Origin of the sequence: Nitrospira sp. SG-bin1, from assembly GCA_002083365.1 — a bacterium.
Lineage (GTDB): Bacteria > Nitrospirota > Nitrospiria > Nitrospirales > Nitrospiraceae > Nitrospira_D.
The window spans coordinates 48755-67213 of record LVWS01000031.1 but is presented as its reverse complement, the minus strand read 5'-3'; the positions used below and the strand labels follow the sequence as shown (position 1 = coordinate 67213).

Genomic DNA, 18459 nt, shown 5'->3' with positions numbered 1-18459 from the left:
CTTTCATGTGTCTCGTCACACTTCGAGATCTTTGATCCTGGTGTTCGTTCAATATCGAGCCATCCATGTGCCGGGAGCGCGATAGACCACGGGCAATCCGCGGTACAATCCGTGGCTGAAATCGTGGTCATACCACACCTCCAATCTGCTTCCGGACCCGGCAGGAGCAATGGTTCCGAGTGCGGTCACTGCGCCATAGAGCCTGACTCCTCCAGCTATCGTAATGTCACCACTTGCGTAGAGCGCTCCATTGAAATGCACGCCGGAGAGTTGAATGGGTGTCCGAAACCCATTGTGCCCCTGAGTGGCTTGTGGAGGACTCAACGCCTGAATCGACCGCCCTGACCCACTGGGAGCCAGCACAACGTGACCGTGCACGACCGCCGTGCCTTCAAAATAGGGAGCTTGCAATCTCACCACCCCGAGGTTGTCTGGGCGGGGAGCCGTTTGATCGAGTGTATCGATGAATATCAGGCCACGCTGATCGCCCTCTTCCTGTGACCGAAAGACCTCGTCTGGGGAGATACCGCGTCCCGACTCTATCGTGCCGTTTGGATATAGACGGCCCTCTCGATCAATCGCGAAATAGCGACCGAATCGTTTTGCCACTCGTTTCAGGTGGTCATAGGTCCACTGATCGAGGCGAACTCCCGGAATCGGATTCTGACCCACGTGAAGATTGTGGGGCAACATAGGGACCTGCCCCGATGGTGATTGAGTGATTTGAACAGTTCCTCCTATCCAGGCTTCCATCCACTGATCCTCTTGCTGAGTCATTTCCTCATAGGTGCGCCCTGTTACGGCTGCAACCGCGCTCTTCACTGGGATTGCGCCCGCCTGTGCGACAACTAGATCACCTCCCACCTTTAACTCACCCCAATGCACAGAGACCGGCGATTCGCTCCCTCGTTCGATACGACCAAGATGCCGGCCCACTTGCACGGCCGCTCTCAGTGGCGGCACGTCCAATGCCGCCAACTGCATTTGGAGCGATTGCTTCACCGGTGGATGGGTATGCGTTGTCACTGTGGCATCGACGGTGCACAAGAGGCCGGGTTTGGAAGGTGCATAGATCTTGAGTTCTTCCACCTGTCCTAAGTGTGCCATTGTGCGAAACATCCCGATCTCTGCGTCGTTTAAGAGTTTGTTATCCGATGGATTGTCGGCGTGTAACCGAACATCCGGGTGATCCACCGTGCCGATGAATTGCGACCGCCCGGATTCATCGAAAAACGATGGCGCTCCATCCCGATCGTGATTTCTTTTTTCACGAAGGAACGAAAACTGAGGTCTGCCTGCGGCGACGCGAGGGCTGTGAAACCAAGCCATCACTAATTCACCAGCCGCGTCCGCAAGTTGCTGGGAAACTGCCGCCTGGTTTCCAAGCCCGGCACTGACAACTTCTTGTCCGGCAAGATTGAGAAGCGTCATGCCCATCAGCGAGAGGATGATCGCGATCACCATCGCCCCCAAGAGTGCAACTCCTTCCTGATGATCATTTTTAGTCACACACGACATGTTGTCCTCCTATGATCGAAAACTTACCTCCCGCATCATCTTCTGCGGGGGTTGACTGGACTTGATTTCGAGCACGACTCGCTTCATGAACGAGAGCTGCTGCGTCACATGACCATGCTCGTCCCAATACGACAATCGTAGTTCTCCCAGATCTCCGATGAGAGTATTCGCTCCTCCGTCGACCATTCGCATCAGCCGTACCGTTCCGGATTCATCTCGTTTCGCGTAATAGGCTATCCGATTATTCACCTCTACGGAGGCACCTGCAGGGATTGGCGAAGCGACAGGTTCCATCAAGGTCAACTGATGCTGTTGTCCTGCGCGGGAGAGTCGATGTGTTTCACAGACCTGGCGGCTACACATGATGATCGTCTTTCCCTCTCCCCAACCGCTACCATCCTGCACCGCAAGGACCGATTGACCCGGCTGAACCGCGGCGGTCGTGATGGTTCGATGGGCACTGATATTCGCGCGGAACCGAAATTCCTCGGGAGTGGCCGTTTCAATCGAATCCGCTGCTGCCAATCGCACTTCTTGTTCGAATACCTCTAACCCCAACCGGAAATCTTGCTGGTGTTTCAGGTTGTGTTGCTGTTTGCTGACGTGAGCCTGCACGATATTGAATGCATTCAACGCCGCCGCTAACACGATCGCTCCTGCCGTCAGGCCGATCATCAACTCGGTCAAACACACACCACGCTGTCCAAACCTCATGGCGATGGAATGTCTCCCCTCCTGATCGGATCCGTTCAGATGTATTTGCTTCATCGTGGCCCCACAAAGTTTGGATTGGCTCGAATAGTCGCCAGTTGCACTTCTTTTCTGTGTCCATTGTAGCCGGGATAAGACGCGATCGCTCGGATCATCACCATGGCCGCGGAGTGGACCGGTCCTGGGGGGTCTGCTTCTATCGTCCACACGACTGTCACTCCATCATGCTCCGACATAGCAGTATAGATTCCATCCCCCGCAGTCCCGTCCGCGCCTTGCCCATCATCGGTCATGAAGGTTTCCGGAACACCATTCCGATCATGGTCCTCTTCAAGGAGGGACCGCCAGTGGATGGAACGCTTCGCTTCCAATCTTGCCTGGGCGAACTCGGCAGCCTTACTGTTCAGACCGCCCTGTTGGATGTGCCTCGACGACATCTCAACTGCGCCAAGGGCACCCATCAGAGCGATACCTGTGATCACCATGGCCACCATCACCTCAATGAGACTGAAGCCATCGGTTGTCATTGTCCGTTTCATAAGACCGATACCCTCCCCGTGATGCTCACGGTGAGTTGCTGAGTCTGTCCGTCAAAGCTATGAATGTGAATCGTCGTGGCACTGGCAGAACGTCCGCTTGGATGGAAGAGGATTTCTGGGCCGGTGGTAGGCTCTTCGATCACGATTCCCTTTCCTCCATAGTAATACGCGTGGCGCGTGGCGGCCCTATTGACGAACTGAGTTACAAGGATCTGCTGTTCAGGGTCGACGATGATGCGAACTCTATCTCGATAGGTCATCGCCAGTTGCCGGGCAAGGCGCAGTTCTGACGCGATCTCCTCACTTGTGCAACGGATTTGGGAACGCGAGTTGAAGACTGAGTAGTTGGGAACGGCCATCATGGCCACCAGCCCGATGATCGCCACAACCACCATGAGTTCCGTTAGGGTCTTACCGTCTTGCTTCATACCTTCCTCACCGGGTCAATATCACGCGGATGGTCCGACGCTATGACAAGACTCGTGCCACTCATAATTGATGCTTTCCTGGATGGTGCTCCGTCTGATACGTGATGGTGCAATCCCCTAAGCTGTTGAATTAGTGACGTGAGGATAAGAAAGGCCTTGGAGATCGGGAACTGAGGCGGCCTACAAGAAAAGACAGGGCTCCGGATAGAAGTACCTCAAGAGATACAGTTCTTTGCTGAAGAGATACAGTACGAAAGGGTGGGAATCGGCCATGAGAGCCAATTATCCGGCTATCAGCCCTTGATACCAGTCGAGGATGGATTGCCCAAAGAACAGCGCCACCAGCGCACCACACACGAGAAATGGCCCGAAGGGAATGTAATCTTCCCTTTTAATCACCTTGGCCGCAATCAGAGCAACCGCGACCACCGACCCTAGGAACGAGCCTACCATGATGGTCATCACGGCTGGCTTCCATCCCAGGAACGCCCCGATCATGCCCAAAAGCTTAATGTCTCCTCCTCCCATTCCCTCTTTTCCGAAGACGTAGGGGCTCGCCCATGCAAGCACCCACAGAATGCCTCCGCCCACGAGGATTCCCAGCACACTATCCGGAGCACCAACGGGTAAGATGGTGGCGGCACAAAGGAAGCCGATAATGATGCCGGGAAACGTCACGGCATTCGGGATGATTTTATGGGACAGGTCTGTCCCGGCGACCACGAGGAGAGCTGAATAGAGCAGGCCGTACGCCGCTGCGGTCCAGCTGGGACCGAAAACCCAGAGCAGTCCCACGTACCCTAACGCGTTGAGAATCTCGATCAATGGATAGCGGAACGGAATACCCACGGCGCAATGCCGACAGCGCCCGGCCAATGCGAGGAAGCTCAAAATAGGAATGTTATCGTACCAGGCAATGGGGTGCGCGCATCGCGGACAATGAGAACCCGGCCATGCGATTGATTCCTGCCGAGGTAGGCGGTAGATACACACATTGAGAAAGCTCCCGATGAGGGCGCCGAACAGCCCGGCGATCAGAAACATCGACAATGCGTGCTCCTCATTGCATTATTGCTGAGAGTTATTTCCCTACCCGGTAACCCTACTAGGGCCGAAGTGCCTTTCTTTACATTCTGACACGCCCATTCCATAATAACTAAGGTGGAGGGTGTTAAACGTGATACGTCTCGCGAGTGTTTATTAGTATACCTGATGTACAGACCTATCAATATGGAGAGCTAACTGCCATGGCGAAGACAACCGGAAAGTCCCGACCTCGAAAATCGCTGGCGGATCTTGAACCGCCTCCGCGCACGAAGCGTCCCGAGTCACTGACCTCACGCGAACAGGAAATTCTGGAATTGATCTGGGCGGGCTTTAAGAACAAGGAAATCGGTCAACGGCTGAAAATCAGCGTCAAAACCGTCGAGGCCCACCGCGCCAATATGATGAAGAAAATGCGAGTATCGAATACGGCTCAATTGCTGAAAACCGCCATTCAGGGCGGTGTGCTCAGGATCCGGTAACGTCGGCCCTCTGAATAGGCCAGCGTTGACGCACCGCCTCAAATAGGACGATGGCCGCCGCAGCGGAGACATTCAACGATTGAACTTGTCCTCGAAGGGGAATACGGACACATTCGTCGCAATGTTGCAGGACACCGGGTCTGATTCCCGCTCCCTCACTTCCCAAGACTAATCCAATCGGTCCACGGAGGTCGACATCCGTGAAGAGCTTGTTCGCCGAGGGCGTCACCCCGTAAATCCAGACTCCGACCGCTTTCAACGATTCAAGTAATCGGCTTGTGTTCGTCACGCGGGCCACCGGAATATGATCGATGGCCCCGGCGGAAGCTTTGGCGACCACCGACGTAAGACCGACGGCTCGTCGTTCAGGAATAAACACACCGTGGGCACCCGCACCCTCCGCTGTCCGCAGCACGGCACCGAGATTGTGAGGATCCTCGACGCCGTCCAAGATGACCACCAGCGGCGCCTCCTGCCGCTGAATGGCGCGTGCGAGAATCGATTCCTCTGTCTGATAGGCCTTTGCCGAGATGAATGCCACCACACCTTGGTGCTTCCCGTTGGGAACCAGTCGGTCGAAGGACGCCAAGGGTTGCACATGAATCGGAACCCGGCGCGATCGCGCCAGTTGCACCAGATCGGCAAACTGTTTGTCAGTTCGAAGAACCAGCAGGCGTTGCAAGGGTCGTTTGCCAGCCTTCAGCGCTTCGCGTACGGCATGGATGCCGTAGATCATATCCTGTGCGTCAGCGCTTCCACCGGCTGGTGCCATCGGGCTTGTCCTCGATGATGATGCCTTGGGCTGCGAGCGACTGACGGATTTCATCTGCCCGTCTAAAGTCTTTTCGACTCCGAGCCTCTCTGCGCTCTATTAACATCCTGTCGATGTCCGTCTCATTAAGAACAGATCTGTCGGTCGTAGTTTCATCAATGTTGAGCGGGAAAGCTTCTGATACGGCACTACCGAATTGCCACCGGTCCAACTGAAACAGCCCTAGGTTGCTGCCAAGCGACCAAAATTCCTCTCTAACTCTTCGGCGCCCTTCAGCGGAAAGGCTTTGGCCAAGCAATTTATTCGCATCGCTTCGCAATCGCTGTAAGGCTGCAATCGCCACAGGCGTATTCAAGTCGTCATCCATGGCAGCGCTGAACTCGGCCCTGCAGCGATTTATTGCCGCATCGAGGCTCGGATTCGTCATCTCATTTCCACCCGGCTCAGCTAACCGTCCAAAGAGGTCATAGAACCCATTCAACGCGTTCTTCGCCTCTTTCAATGCTTGATCGGAAAAATCGAGCGGTCCGTGATAATGAGTCGAAAGGAGAAAATATCGGAGAATCTCACCCGTCACCTCCTCCGACCATTCCGACTTCTCAAAGATCTCACGGATCGTGAAGAAGTTCCCCAGCGACTTCGACATCTTTTCTTTATTGATCTGTACAAATCCGTTGTGCACCCAATAGCGGGCGAACTCCTTTCCCGTGGCGCCGCAGGATTGCGCGATCTCGTTCTCATGATGCGGAAAAATCAGGTCCATCCCGCCGCCATGGATGTCGAAGGTTTCACCCAAGTGCCGAATCGACATGGCGGAACATTCGATATGCCAACCCGGCCGTCCCGCCCCCCATGGGCTCTCCCATGCCGGCTCGCCCGGCTTACTGCTTTTCCAAAGGGCGAAGTCCATCGGGTGATGCTTCCGTTCATCCACATCCACGCGCGCTCCGGCTTGCAACTCCTCAAGCCGTCGTTTCGAGAGGCGTCCGTAATCCGGATATTTCGCCACTTCAAAGTACACGTCCCCATCCACGGCGTACGCTAAGCCCTTGGCCACTAATCGTTCCGTGAGTTGAACGATGTCGTCAATATGTTCCGTGGCCTTCGGCTCTTCCGTCGCGGCTCGAATACCCAGCTTCCCCATGTCCTCGTGATACGCCTGAATATACTTGGCTGTCACCGCCTCGCAGGACACCCCCTGTTCGTTCGCCCGCTTAATGATCTTGTCGTCCACGTCCGTGAAGTTCTTCACGAATGTCACGGCATAGCCGCTATATTCCAAGTAACGCCGAAGCACGTCAAAGACCAATGCACTCCGCGCATGGCCGATGTGGCAATAGTCATAGACGGTCACGCCACAGACATACATGCGTACTTTGTTCGGTTCAATCGGCGCGAACAGTTCTTGCCGTCCGGTCAGCGTATTGAACAGCTTGAGCATGGCGCTTATGACCCTGGGCTCGTACGTCTGGCGGGCCAGTGCGACCAGAGGAAGTATCCGATGGCTGCGGCCAAAACCAGGCCGATGACGATGTCAAATTGATGGAAATAATCCCGCAGATGCTCCCACTGTTCGCCCATGCGAAGGCCGATATAGGCCAGCAGATAGCACCAGGGCAGCGCGCCCACAAAGGTGAAGAGGACGAACCGGGGGAAATTCATCTTCGCAATGCCGGCGGGAAGCGAGATGAATGTCCGGACCACCGGGAGCATTCTGCTGAAAAAGACCGCGGCTTCTCCATATTTGGCGAACCAACGGTCGGCGATATCCAAATCATGGTGCGAGACCAGAAAATACGGCCCATAACGCTCCGCAAATGGCCGCCCCCCCCAAACACCCGCGTAATACGCAACAATCGACCCGAGCACATTGCCCACGGCGCCGGCCAGCGTGACTCCGAGCATGGTGAACTGACCGGTCATGACCAGATAGCCGGAAAACGGCATGATGATTTCACTGGGAAGCGGAATGCAGGCACTTTCGACGGCCATCGTAAAAACGATGCCCCCATAGCCAAATCGGGAAATACAGGCGATGACAAACCGGCTCAACTCGCCGATGATGGCTTCGATCAATCCTCCCATCACGCCTCTATCTGTCCGGTGCGGCTCGATCGGCGACGGGGCGGTTGAGCTTTCCTGATCCCCCGGTTCATGATCGGCTCCCAGGCGCGGAAATGATCCAGCGCTCCGTGGTGCGTGCTGTCCAAGCGGACCGGCGTGATAGAGACAAAGCCTTCTTCGATTGCCTCGTGATCAGCATCCTTACTGCGACTCCATGAAATCCGTTCGCCCGCGATCCAATAATATTTGCGTCCGTGCGGATCAAGCTTTTCGATGATCGGATTGTGAAACCGCCTTCGGCTCAGGCAAGTGACCCGTACCCCCTTGATTCCATGACGAAAACGGTTCGGAATATTGACGTTCAACAGCGTCTCTTCAGGAAGCCCCTGGGCCAGAACCAGCCTGACTACGCGGACGGCATAGGCCGCCCCGACGTCAAAGCGAAAGGCGTCCAATCCTTCTTGAGAGACCGCTACGGAGGGGACGCCGAGAATGGTTCCTTCCATCGCCGCGGATACGGTGCCCGAGTACATCACATCATCACCGAGATTCACTCCTTTATTGATACCGGACACGACGATGGCAGGTGGCTTGGGCATGACTTTAAGCAGCGCAAGATTCACGCAATCCACCGGCGTGCCGTTCACGGCATACGTCCGCGGACCAACCTGGTGAATACGCAGGGGCTTGTGTAATGTCACGCCATGCCCGACAGCCGTACGCTCGCGATCGGGAGCCACAATCCAGACCTCACCAATCGCCGCCAGCGCCTTCGCCAGCGCCGTGATCCCCGGCGAGTGAATCCCATCGTCATTGGTGACGAGGATGCGCATAGTCGGCGTTCAATAAAAAAGAGCTGCGCAAGGCAGCTCCGCTGTCGGAATTAAAGCGATTAGTGATACTCACGTTTCAAACACTCTTCGGCCGAGACGAGGCAAACTGGTCGGGGCGGCGGGATTTGAACCCACGACCACTCGCACCCCAAGCGAGTGCGCTACCGGGCTGCGCTACGCCCCGACATTTGTGTCTCCCAGATACGTCTCTCGGTCGATGAGCACGTGACAGTCTTCGGTTGAAACGTTCCTTCGTTCAAGCTGAATGTGAGTCGATGATTTTCAAAATAACTTGAAGATCCCCCCTCAACTTCTTGGCAACTTCCCTCGGGCGCAGCCGACGGGACGCGGCCCGCCCGCGGCGCACCCAATAGCGCTTGACACCCTCGAGGGTATGACCCTCCTCATAGAGCATGCGTTTGATTTGCAACACGGTTTCGACATCTCGTTGCACATAGAGGCGTTGGTTCCCTCGACTCTTTTTGGGTCTCAAAAACGTGAATTGAGATTCCCAGAAACGGAGCACATAGGCGGGAAGCTTCGTCAATTGACTCACTTCACCGATTTTATAGAATACCTTGCTCCCCAGCCTGGGCTCAGTTCCCATGACCGGCCTCACGGTGCGGTCGATGATGTGAGTGAAGCAGACTTACGAGTTGACGTACTTTTTGAACACCTGGCTTGGCCGAAATGTAACAACTCGACGGGGAGTAATCCCAATTTCTTCTCCAGTTCGAGGGTTGCGTCCCTTGCGCGCGCCTTTGCTGCGCACCACAAAATTTCCAAACCCCGCGATCTTGACCGATTCTCCCTTCTGCAAGACGGACTTCAACAGATTCAGCACAAATTCCACGATATCCGAGGCTTCATTCTTTGAGATACCGACTTGTTTGAAAATTTCCTCTGCGATATCCGCCTTTCTCATGCCACCCCCCTACGCGACCACTGCAACCCGCCGCGTTCTCGCTCCGATGCTCTTCTCACGATGCGGTGAGTTTTGCTTAAGTTACGTGAGGTTACGGGACCTGTCAAGAATAAAGTTGCCTATGGCTTTCGAAACCCGCCTTCTTGTTCCAGAAGTTTGTATTCGATACTATCAACGAGCGCCTGCCACGTCGCCTCGATAATGTTCTCGGATACCCCGACCGTTCCCCATTTATCCTTGTGGTCTCCGGACTCGATCAAGACCCGCACCTTCGATTCGGTCCCTCGATTGGCCGCCAACACCCGCACCTTATAGTCTAGAAGTCTCACCTCTCGGAGTTGGGGATAGAATTTTTCCAATGCCTTGCGTAAGGCGTGGTCAAGGGCATTGACCGGTCCGGCCCCGACCGCCGCCGTATGCTCGACCGCCTCGCCGACCTTGACCATGACGGTCGCCTCGGAAAGGGGTTGTCCATCTTCTTGTTTTTTTTCGACAATCACGCGAAACCCAAGCAATTGAAACGACGGCCGATGGCTTCCCATCGCCTTCCGCATGAGGAGTTCGAACGAGCCTTCGGCTCCCTCGAATTGATAGCCTTGACTCTCCCGATGCTTCAGCGTGTGGATCAGCTCATCGACCTTGGAGTGGTTCTTGGGGAGCTGGATTCCGTAGGCCTCGATCTTGTCCAGGAGACCGCTCCGGCCTCCGTAATCGGAGATCAGCATCCGCTGGCGATTCCCGACCTGAGCCGGATCGATATGCTCATAGGTCGCCGGATTCTTGAGCACCGCATGAATATGGACGCCTCCCTTGTGGGCAAAGGCGGAATCCCCGACATAGGGTTGGTGCTTGTTCGGCATCAAATTCGCGATCTCGGTCACGAACCCTGACACGTCCTTCAGATGGCTCAACCGATCGGTCAAAGCCGGACGCTTCATCTTCAGTTCAAGATTGGGGATGATCGAACAAAGATTGGCATTGCCGCAACGCTCTCCGATCCCGTTGATTGTCCCCTGGACCTGGACGATGCCCATTTCGATCGCCACCAAGGAATTGGCCACGGCCATGTCACAGTCGTTATGGGCATGAATGCCCAGTGGCACCTGACACGCGCGTTGGACCACGCCGCAGATCTCACGTATTTCCCATGGCATCGTCCCGCCGTTCGTGTCGCACAGAATCACTCGCTCCGCACCAGCCTCCACCGCTTTCTTGATGGTGGCGAGCGCATACTCCGGATTGGTCTTGTAGCCGTCGAAGAAATGCTCCGCGTCGTAGAACACCCGACGGCCCTTCTCCCGAAGGTATGCGATGGAATCGTCGATCAGTTCTAAGTTTTTCGTCAGCGAAATGCCGAGCGCATCAGTGACGTGGAGCGACCAGGTTTTCCCGAAGAGTGTGATCGTTGTGGTCTCGGCCGCGAGCAAGGCCTGGAGATTGGGATCTTTGCGCACGGCATTGCTGGCTTTCCTGGTCGATCCGAACGCGATGACGTCGGCATGTTTCAGCGGAATCGTCTTGATCATCCGGAAGAACTCAATGTCTTTCGGATTCGCGCCCGGCCAGCCGCCTTCAATAAAATGCACCCCGAGACTGTCCAACTTTTGCGCGATAAGTACTTTGTCTTCGGCCGAAAAACTGACATCCTCGGCCTGGGCGCCGTCACGCAAGGTCGTATCGTAGATTTCCAACGCGGCCATACGCTGCGCAGACGGTTTCCCTGTAAGCACCGGCTGCGACTCATGCGACGCGCGAGCAGCGCGGGATCGTGAGGATTTTCGAGCCATGGGAAGGAAGGGTATCAGGAGAAGGGCTCCCCTGTCGAGACGTCAAGGGCCGAGCGGTTCGCGGGAACCTGAGTGACTGTCAATAGGCATGCCACATGGGGCCGACGGCACAAGCGGCATGTTCATAGCCTTGAATCGTTGGTTTCTCCAAGTTGACTGTTCCGGATGCTTTCCCTTGCGTCACAGGCAAATAAGCCTTCTATAAATGAAACGAACGTTCTATTCTTGACAGCTCAACAGAGTGGGCTGGACGTCGACGGGAAGGAATGCTTTCACCCGTCACTGATCAATCGACAAGTGTCAGGCCTTGGTCGGCTCTCTCAGGCCTGCGCTTGATCGAGATCGAAGGCTGAATGGAGAGAGCGCATGGCCAGTTCGAGGTATTTCTCATCGATGACGCAGGAGATTTTGATCTCCGACGTGCTGATCATCATGATGTTGATGCCCTCGCGGGACAGCACCTCGAACATCTTCGCCGCCACGCCTGAATGCGACCGCATGCCCACGCCGATGAGCGAGACTTTTGCGATGGCTTCCGTCACCGACACAGACTTGGCTTCGATGTCTTTCGCCACGGCTTGGATGAGCGGCACGGCTTTCTTGAGGTCGGCGCGGGGCACGGTAAAGGACATATCCGTCATAGCCGCTTGACTTACGTTCTGGATGATCATGTCGACATTGATATGGGATTCCGCGACCGGACCAAAAATCCTGGCGGCGATGCCTGGCTTGTCCGGGACGCCGACGATCGTGATTTTCGCTTGATTTCGGTCCCCGGTGACTCCGGCGACCGCCGCCGCTTCCATGTCCGTGTCTTCCTTCGTCACGAGCGTTCCCTTTCCTTCCTTGAAGCTGGAATTCACTTCGACCGGGACGTTGAATTTGGCCGCGAATTCCACCGACCGAGTCTGGAGCACTTTGGCCCCCAGGCTTGCCATCTCGAGCATTTCTTCATAGGCAATCTTATCGATCCGTTTCGCGGCCGGCACGATGTTCGGATCCGCAGTATAGACCCCATCCACATCGGTGAAGATAATGCACCGATCGGCTTTCAGCGCCGCCGCCACTGCGACGGCGGACAAATCGGACCCGCCTCGTCCGAGCGTCGTCACATCCGACCGCTCGTTGATGCCCTGAAAACCAGCAACAATGGGGACAATCCCGTGGTCCAGCGCCTCGCGGAGCCGGTCCGCCGTCACGCGCGCGATCCGTGCCTTGGTATGGGCACTGTCGGTCATGATGCCGACCTGGCGACCCGTAAAGGACCGTGCATTGATGCCTCGCCCTCGTAATTCCATCGCCAGCAGGGCGATGGTGACGCGTTCTCCCGTCGAGAGCAACATGTCCATCTCTCGTTCGTCAGGGGCGGCCGTGACCTCGTGAGCGAGCTTGATCAGTCGATCGGTCTCCCCGCTCATGGCGGAGAGCACGACGACGACCTGATTGCCCTCTTGCTGCGTTCGAGAGACTCGGTCGGCGACTCGGTGGATGCGTTCGACCGTTCCGACCGAGGTTCCGCCATATTTTTGTACGATCAACGCCACAATGGTCAGCTTTTGGAGAAGAATTTGTTCGCAAACTTGGTGGCGTCTCGAGCTGGTGTGTCGGCTGCCTGAGCATCCGACTCGGTGAAGCGACGGTTGACCGATCCGGAAACCTTTTTACCACCCTCACCGAACGCGTAGAACGGTTGACCGTCCACCCCTCTCCCATGCTCGCACACGATCAGGAAACGATAGGGTCCTTGTTTGGTCAATCCTTCGACGAGCGGACCAACCAGGTGACGATCAAACTCCTCGATGCCGCGAACTTTGGCCTTGATATCGGTGCCGTGGATGATCTCGTCCGTCAACCTGGCATGGACATACACAAAATCCTTCTTGGCAAACTCGGCGAGCGCCACGGAGGCCCTGGTGCGGAGATCGCCGTCGGCCAGTCGATCCGGATCGACCGCATCGAGGCCGGCACAGATCCCGACACCTCGATAGACGTCGCTGGTCGCCACGATAGCCCCGGCAATCTCATGTTTTTCCGTCAAGCTGGGCCACATGACGGCTCGCCCTTCGCCCCACAACCACACGCAGTTTGCCGGCTTCTTCCCCTCAGCCATTCGTTCTTCATTAACCGGATGATCTCGCATGATCACATGGGCCGCATCCATGAGTTTCCGAAGAATATCGGCACCATCCCCAGTCGGTAATGCATCGGCGATGGAGCGACCGAGGACCGACTGCGGATCGCTGCAGACGGCCCGCGGCTTGCCGTTCACCCAGACCATGAGGTGACGATGACCGGCGCCCGGATAGAACTGAATGGCTTCAGACCCGACTTGCTCGTTGAGCGCTTCGATCAATTCGCGCGCCTCTTCCGTCTCGATCAGGCCGGCTGTCGCGTCGTCCAAGATCACGTTGGGGCCTAATTTTTTGATCTCGGCGCCCTTCCCGCCCTCCGGACGCAACGTCACCATCGTGCAGCGATAGACCACGTCATGTTCCGTCACCGAGACCCCCAAGCTCGCCGCTTCCAGGGGCCCAGGCCCCTGGTAGTACTTCTTTGGGTCATAGCCGAGGATCGCCGCACCGAGCAATCCACCCCCGTGGCGAATTCCCTCGCTCGGAATCATGAGCAGGCCGAGTTCCCCGATTTGAGCGAGCTGATCGAGATGAGGCGTCGCCGCCGCTTGCAGCGGTGTTCGACCATTGAGTTCCGCATGTGGGCGGTCTGCCATCCCACCGGCATGCACGATCACGTATTTCATGCGGTCCACACGCCCATCAGATATCCAAGAGACGAGCGACATCCTCTCGCGTAGCCTTGACGGTCATCGGCGGCTTGGACACGCTGATGGCCGTATCGGCATCCTTCAACCCATGCCCTGTCAACGTACATACGACGGTCTCTCCCTCCCGTAGGGCCTTGGTTCGATGCAATTTGGCGACGCCTGCCACGGACGCAGCGGAGGCCGGCTCACAAAACACTCCTTCGGTAGCCGCCACCATGGCGTAGGCCTGAAGAATTTCTTCATCGGTAACCATGTCGATCACGCCCGCTGATTCCTCCACGGCCTTCAAAGCCGTAGCCCAACTGGCGGGGTTACCGATTCGAATGGCGGTCGCAATGGTCTGGGGTTGATCGACCACGCGGCCCAAGACGATCGGCGCGGCACCCGCGGCTTGAAATCCCATCATACGGGGCACCCGCATGATCTGATTCGCCGCCCGATATTCCCGGTACCCTTTCCAATAGGCGGTGATGTTCCCTGCGTTCCCGACCGGTAGGACATGGAGCGTCGGAGCGTCGCCGAGTTGATCGCACACCTCAAACGCCGCGGTCTTCTGACCTTCAATTCTGAATGGATTGACCGAGTTCACTAATTCTATGTGCAGCGACGCCGAAAAATCTTTCACCAGCGTCAGTGCTTGATCGAAATTCCCCTCGATCTGAATCACCGTCGCCTGGTGCATCATGGCCTGGGACAGCTTTCCCATCGCGATCTTGCCGGCAGGGATCAACACGTAGACGGACAATCCCGCTCGCGCCCCATAGGCGGCGGCCGACGCGGAGGTATTGCCGGTGGACGCGCACATCACGGCTCGCGCGCCGTTTTCTACGGCCTTCGAAATAGCCAACGTCATCCCGCGGTCCTTGAACGAACCGGTGGGGTTGACGCCTTCAAACTTGAGATAGAGTTCGACTCCGGGGGCGATCGCCTTGGCAAGCCTCGTGGCCCTGATCAGCGGCGTGTTTCCCTCCCCCAGGCTGATCACCGGGGTCTTTTCCGTGACGGGAAGGAATTTTCGGTATTCCTCAATGACTCCGCGCCAACGATTCATGGATCACTCGTCCTTGCCTTCCACTCGAATGAGTATCGTCGGTTCGGAAACGAACGCCTGCCGGTTGATTTCACGGAGGGCGGTTTGCACGTCCCGTTCCTTGGCCATATGGGTCTTGATCACCACCGGCACCGTCTGCCCTTCTCGACGTCCTTGTTGCACCATCGAAGAGATGCTGATCCCGCAGCGGCCCAATTCACCAGCGATCTGCGCCAACACGCCGGGCCGATCCACCACCGTGAACCGCAGGTAATAGAGCGAGCCGATTTCTTCCATCGATCGTAGCCGGAGCGGTCTCCGCTGATCCTGTTGAAACGACGCCGCCGGCACCCGACCGACCGCGCCTTTCAGCAGATTCCGGCCGATCGCAATCACGTCGCTCACCACGGCGCTCCCCGTCGGCATGGATCCCGCGCCTCGACCATACAGCACCACGTCTCCGACGGCATCGCCGACCAGTTGTATGGCATTGTACACGTCTTCGACTTGGGCGATGGGTGACGCGGCGGGAAGCATGGTGGGGTGAACCCGAGCCTCGATCGCGCCGTCCACGAGCTTGGCGATCCCCAGCAATTTGATCGTATACCCAAACTGCTTGGCGTAGGTGATATCGGTCGGCGTGATGTCCGTAATCCCTTCCGTGTAGATCTCCTTGAAGTTGACCGGGGTTCCATACGCTAGGTTGACCAGAATGGCGAGCTTATGCGCCGAATCGATTCCGGCGACATCAAAGGTCGGATCGGCCTCGGCATACCCGGCTCGCTGTGCATCTTGAAGCACTTTCTTGAAGCTGTGCCCCTCGTGGGTCATTCTCGATAAAATATAGTTGGACGTTCCATTGATGATGCCGTAGATGGATTCGATCCTATTGCCGGCCAACCCCTCAGTCAACGCTCGAATCACAGGGATCCCGCCGCCGACGCTGGCTTCAAACCCCAAGTCCACCGCGTTGCGGGTGGCGGCGTCAAAAATCTCCTCTCCGTGAAGGGCCAAGAGCGCCTTGTTTGCGGTGACGACATGTTTCCCCGCGACGATCGCGTCCAAGATGACCCGCTTCGCCGCCTCGTATCCGCCGATGAGTTCGATCACGATATCGATGTTGGGGTCCGTCAGAACTTGGGTGACGTCGGTGGTCAGGATTCCCGGCGCCAAGGCGACCCCGCGATCTCTTGCAATGTCCACATCCGCCACGCGAACCAGGTCGATCGGCACCCCGGCGCGGCGGCCGATGAGGGCGGCATTGTTCAAAAGAATCTTGGCGACACCGGTGCCGACCGTGCCGAACCCGACTATCCCGACTCCGATCCGAGATTTCATTCTTCGCTCCCGTCGAGCTTGAGGGCTTTGCGGATTCCCCTGACGGCCTGCCTGGTACGATGTTCGTTCTCGACCAGGCCGAATCGCACGTATTCATCGCCGCCCTCGCCGAATCCGATCCCGGGAGAGACGGCGACTTTCGCCTCTTTGAGCAAGAGCTTCGAGAATTCCAATGATCCCATGTGGCGATAGGGCAAGGGAATGCGCGCCCACACGAACATCGTGGCCAGGGGCCTCGCGACCGGCCACCCGATCCGGTTCAGCCCGCCGACCAGCACATCTCTTCGTTTCTGGTACCGAAGCACGGTCTCCTTGACACAGTCCTGAGGACCGTTCAAGGCAATCACGCTCGCGATTTGAAGCGGCTGGAAAATGCCGTAGTCGAGATAGCTTTTGATCTTTGCCAAGGCTCCGACGACCTCCGGGTTTCCCACACAAAAACCCACCCGCCAACCGGGCATGTTATAGGCTTTGGACAAGGTATAGAATTCCACACCGCAATCCTTCGCGCCCGGGATCTGAAGAAAACTCGGAGCCTTGTAGCCGTCGAACACCAGATCGGCGTAGGCGAGATCGTGGATGACGATGACGTTGTGGTCCTTGGCAAACGCGACGATCTTTTTAAAGAAATCCAAATTGACCACTGCCGTGGTGGGATTGTGCGGAAAATTGATCACGAGAATCTTCGGCCTCGGAAACGTCTGCCGATAGACGCGCGTCAGATCTTCGAAAAAATCGCTGTCCTGTCGGAGCTCGATGCCGCGGACCTCGCCGCCGGCGATGATGAAGCTGTACATGTGGATGGGGTAGGTCGGCGTCGGCGTCAAGACCACATCCCCCGGACCTATCATGGCCAAGGCCAGATGAGCAAGACCTTCTTTGGACCCGATCGTCACGATGGCTTCGGTTTCCGGATCCAGATCGACATCGTAGTTGCGCTTGTACCATCCACAAATCGCATGCCGCAGCTTCGTGATGCCGCGCGAGGCCGAGTAGCGATGATTTTTCGCTTTCCGAGCCGCCTCGATCATTTTCTCGACGATATGAGGCGGGGTCGGTTGATCGGGATTTCCCATCCCAAAATCGATAATGTCTTCCCCGCGCTGGCGAGCCTCGAGCTTGAGCGACTGAACCTGTGCGAAGACGTACGGCGGGAGTCGCTTGATTCGATAAAAACCTTCGCCTAACCCCATGAACTTCCTTTGACTGTTGCCAGATGTGTCCCCATTGGCCCATCACGGTCAATGAGCGAAGGGATGCAGGGAGGGGTTATTTTAATGGAGGGCTTTTGGCGAGTCAATTTGCCCGTTTTCTATCCCGTTTTGGGCGACGACAGAGTCTTCGTTCTCTTTTCGTGTAGTCCCGCACCCCGTTCTTGCCCCCTCTCATTCCTTTCTGCTACTAATACCGGTGGCTGACTCAAACCTGTCTCATACGCTCGTGATCAGACTGATTCGATACCGGATAAAGGAGGGTAGATGGCCCGGCTTGGCGTGAATATCGACCATGTGGCGACGCTACGGCAGGCGCGTGGAGGAACCGATCCGGATCCCTTGGCGGCTGCCGTGCTGGTGGAACTGGCAGGAGCGGACGGTCTGGTCGTTCACTTGCGGGAAGATCGGCGCCATATTCAAGACCGTGATCTGGAACTCCTTCGCGAAATTGCCCGAACTAAGCTCGACCTTGAAATGGCAGCCGATGTGGAAATGGCGAAGATCGCCGTGAACATCAAACCGGACCTTGTCACCTTGGTGCCGGAAAAGAGGCAGGAACTTACGACTGAAGGGGGCCTCGATATCGCCGGGCAGCGCGATCGCATCCAGAACATCGTCGCCCTTTTGCATAATGGAGGGATTCCCGTCAGTGTCTTCGTCGAGCCGGATCTGAACCAGATCAGAGCCGCTCATAAAATCGCCGCTGACTTTGTGGAATTACATACCGGTCGTTATGCGAATGCCACACGTTCCAAAGAAGCCGATGCGGAATTCGAAGCCATTACCCACGCCGCCAAGCTGGCCTACAAGCTCGGCATCGGGGTTAATGCCGGGCATGGGCTGAATTATCGCAACATCAAACGCTTGACGCATATTCCTGAAATCGTCGAGTACAACATCGGGCACAGTATCGTCGCACGGGCGGTCCTCGTCGGTCTCGTACAGGCCGTCAAAGAGATGAAGGCTTTGCTCGGTTGATCCTGATGCCGCCG

The 18459-nt window shown here is 56.6% G+C and carries 19 protein-coding genes and 1 tRNA gene; 2 read left to right on the top strand and 18 right to left on the bottom strand.

All coding sequences use genetic code 11. The annotated features are described in order from the left end of the window. Positions 1 to 48: 48 nt before the first annotated feature. The 5 genes from A4E19_02680 to A4E19_02660 all read right to left on the bottom strand — a co-directional run bounded on the left by A4E19_02680 (position 49) and on the right by A4E19_02660 (position 4240). Positions 49 to 1518 (bottom strand): hypothetical protein, encoded by a 1470-nt coding sequence (locus A4E19_02680; GenBank protein ID OQW33772.1) that lies wholly within the window; start codon positions 1516 to 1518, stop codon positions 49 to 51. A 9-nt stretch (positions 1519 to 1527) separates the two neighbouring features. Next, positions 1528 to 2286 carry a hypothetical protein gene (locus A4E19_02675; GenBank protein ID OQW33771.1) on the bottom strand — a complete coding sequence of 253 codons (759 nt, stop codon included), beginning with the start codon at positions 2284 to 2286 and terminating at the stop codon, positions 1528 to 1530. Further along, on the bottom strand, positions 2283 to 2768 hold the full coding sequence (locus A4E19_02670; GenBank protein ID OQW33770.1) for a hypothetical protein: 486 nt from the start codon (positions 2766 to 2768) through the stop codon (positions 2283 to 2285). The genes A4E19_02675 and A4E19_02670 overlap by 4 nt, the downstream gene beginning before the upstream one ends. Further along, the gene (locus tag A4E19_02665; GenBank protein OQW33769.1) at positions 2765 to 3196 is read right to left on the bottom strand and encodes a hypothetical protein; all 432 of its coding nucleotides are present in this window, start codon (positions 3194 to 3196) and stop codon (positions 2765 to 2767) included. Before A4E19_02665 ends, A4E19_02670 begins: the two co-directional genes overlap by 4 nt. 282 nt (positions 3197 to 3478) lie before the next feature. Beyond that, positions 3479 to 4240 (bottom strand): hypothetical protein, encoded by a 762-nt coding sequence (locus A4E19_02660; GenBank protein ID OQW33768.1) that lies wholly within the window; start codon positions 4238 to 4240, stop codon positions 3479 to 3481. Positions 4241 to 4443: 203 nt separating this feature from the next. Between A4E19_02660 and A4E19_02655 the strand changes: the two genes are divergently transcribed. Continuing rightward, complete coding sequence (locus A4E19_02655) at positions 4444 to 4722, top strand: hypothetical protein (protein ID OQW33767.1); 279 nt, start codon at positions 4444 to 4446, stop codon at positions 4720 to 4722. Here the strand turns inward: A4E19_02655 and A4E19_02650 are convergent. The 13 genes from A4E19_02650 to A4E19_02590 form a co-directional block, all read right to left on the bottom strand. After that, positions 4709 to 5458, bottom strand: a complete 750-nt coding sequence (locus A4E19_02650) for a 23S rRNA (guanosine(2251)-2'-O)-methyltransferase RlmB (protein OQW33810.1) — start codon at positions 5456 to 5458, stop codon at positions 4709 to 4711. The two genes, A4E19_02655 and A4E19_02650, sit on opposite strands and share 14 nt — an antisense overlap. A gap of 10 nt (positions 5459 to 5468) precedes the next feature. Beyond that, complete coding sequence (gene cysS / locus A4E19_02645) at positions 5469 to 6935, bottom strand: cysteine--tRNA ligase (GenBank protein OQW33766.1); 1467 nt, start codon at positions 6933 to 6935, stop codon at positions 5469 to 5471. Between the two features lie 5 nt (positions 6936 to 6940). Further along, on the bottom strand, positions 6941 to 7570 hold the full coding sequence (locus A4E19_02640; GenBank protein OQW33809.1) for an alkaline phosphatase: 630 nt from the start codon (positions 7568 to 7570) through the stop codon (positions 6941 to 6943). Between the two features lie 8 nt (positions 7571 to 7578). Continuing rightward, positions 7579 to 8391, bottom strand: a complete 813-nt coding sequence (locus A4E19_02635; protein OQW33765.1) for a 5'/3'-nucleotidase SurE — start codon at positions 8389 to 8391, stop codon at positions 7579 to 7581. A gap of 107 nt (positions 8392 to 8498) precedes the next feature. Continuing rightward, a tRNA-Pro gene (locus A4E19_02630) sits at positions 8499 to 8575 on the bottom strand. A 72-nt stretch (positions 8576 to 8647) separates the two neighbouring features. After that, positions 8648 to 8998, bottom strand: a complete 351-nt coding sequence (locus A4E19_02625) for a MerR family transcriptional regulator (protein ID OQW33764.1) — start codon at positions 8996 to 8998, stop codon at positions 8648 to 8650. A gap of 42 nt (positions 8999 to 9040) precedes the next feature. Then, positions 9041 to 9316, bottom strand: a complete 276-nt coding sequence (gene ihfA / locus A4E19_02620; protein OQW33763.1) for an integration host factor subunit alpha — start codon at positions 9314 to 9316, stop codon at positions 9041 to 9043. Between the two features lie 119 nt (positions 9317 to 9435). After that, positions 9436 to 11016, bottom strand: a complete 1581-nt coding sequence (locus A4E19_02615; GenBank protein ID OQW33762.1) for a citramalate synthase — start codon at positions 11014 to 11016, stop codon at positions 9436 to 9438. A gap of 407 nt (positions 11017 to 11423) precedes the next feature. Next, positions 11424 to 12647 (bottom strand): aspartate kinase, encoded by a 1224-nt coding sequence (locus tag A4E19_02610; GenBank protein ID OQW33761.1) that lies wholly within the window; start codon positions 12645 to 12647, stop codon positions 11424 to 11426. A gap of 5 nt (positions 12648 to 12652) precedes the next feature. After that, on the bottom strand, positions 12653 to 13870 hold the full coding sequence (locus tag A4E19_02605; protein ID OQW33760.1) for a hypothetical protein: 1218 nt from the start codon (positions 13868 to 13870) through the stop codon (positions 12653 to 12655). A 7-nt stretch (positions 13871 to 13877) separates the two neighbouring features. Beyond that, positions 13878 to 14936 carry a threonine synthase gene (locus A4E19_02600; GenBank protein ID OQW33759.1) on the bottom strand — a complete coding sequence of 353 codons (1059 nt, stop codon included), beginning with the start codon at positions 14934 to 14936 and terminating at the stop codon, positions 13878 to 13880. Positions 14937 to 14939: 3 nt separating this feature from the next. Then, positions 14940 to 16253: a homoserine dehydrogenase gene (locus A4E19_02595; GenBank protein OQW33758.1), complete on the bottom strand. Its 1314-nt coding sequence runs from the start codon at positions 16251 to 16253 to the stop codon at positions 14940 to 14942. Next, complete coding sequence (locus A4E19_02590; protein OQW33757.1) at positions 16250 to 17446, bottom strand: alanine transaminase; 1197 nt, start codon at positions 17444 to 17446, stop codon at positions 16250 to 16252. The genes A4E19_02595 and A4E19_02590 overlap by 4 nt, the downstream gene beginning before the upstream one ends. A 285-nt stretch (positions 17447 to 17731) precedes the next feature. On the opposite strand from A4E19_02590, the gene A4E19_02585 reads away from it, so the two are divergent. Continuing rightward, on the top strand, positions 17732 to 18445 hold the full coding sequence (locus A4E19_02585; GenBank protein ID OQW33756.1) for a pyridoxine 5'-phosphate synthase: 714 nt from the start codon (positions 17732 to 17734) through the stop codon (positions 18443 to 18445). Positions 18446 to 18459 lie beyond the last annotated feature (14 nt).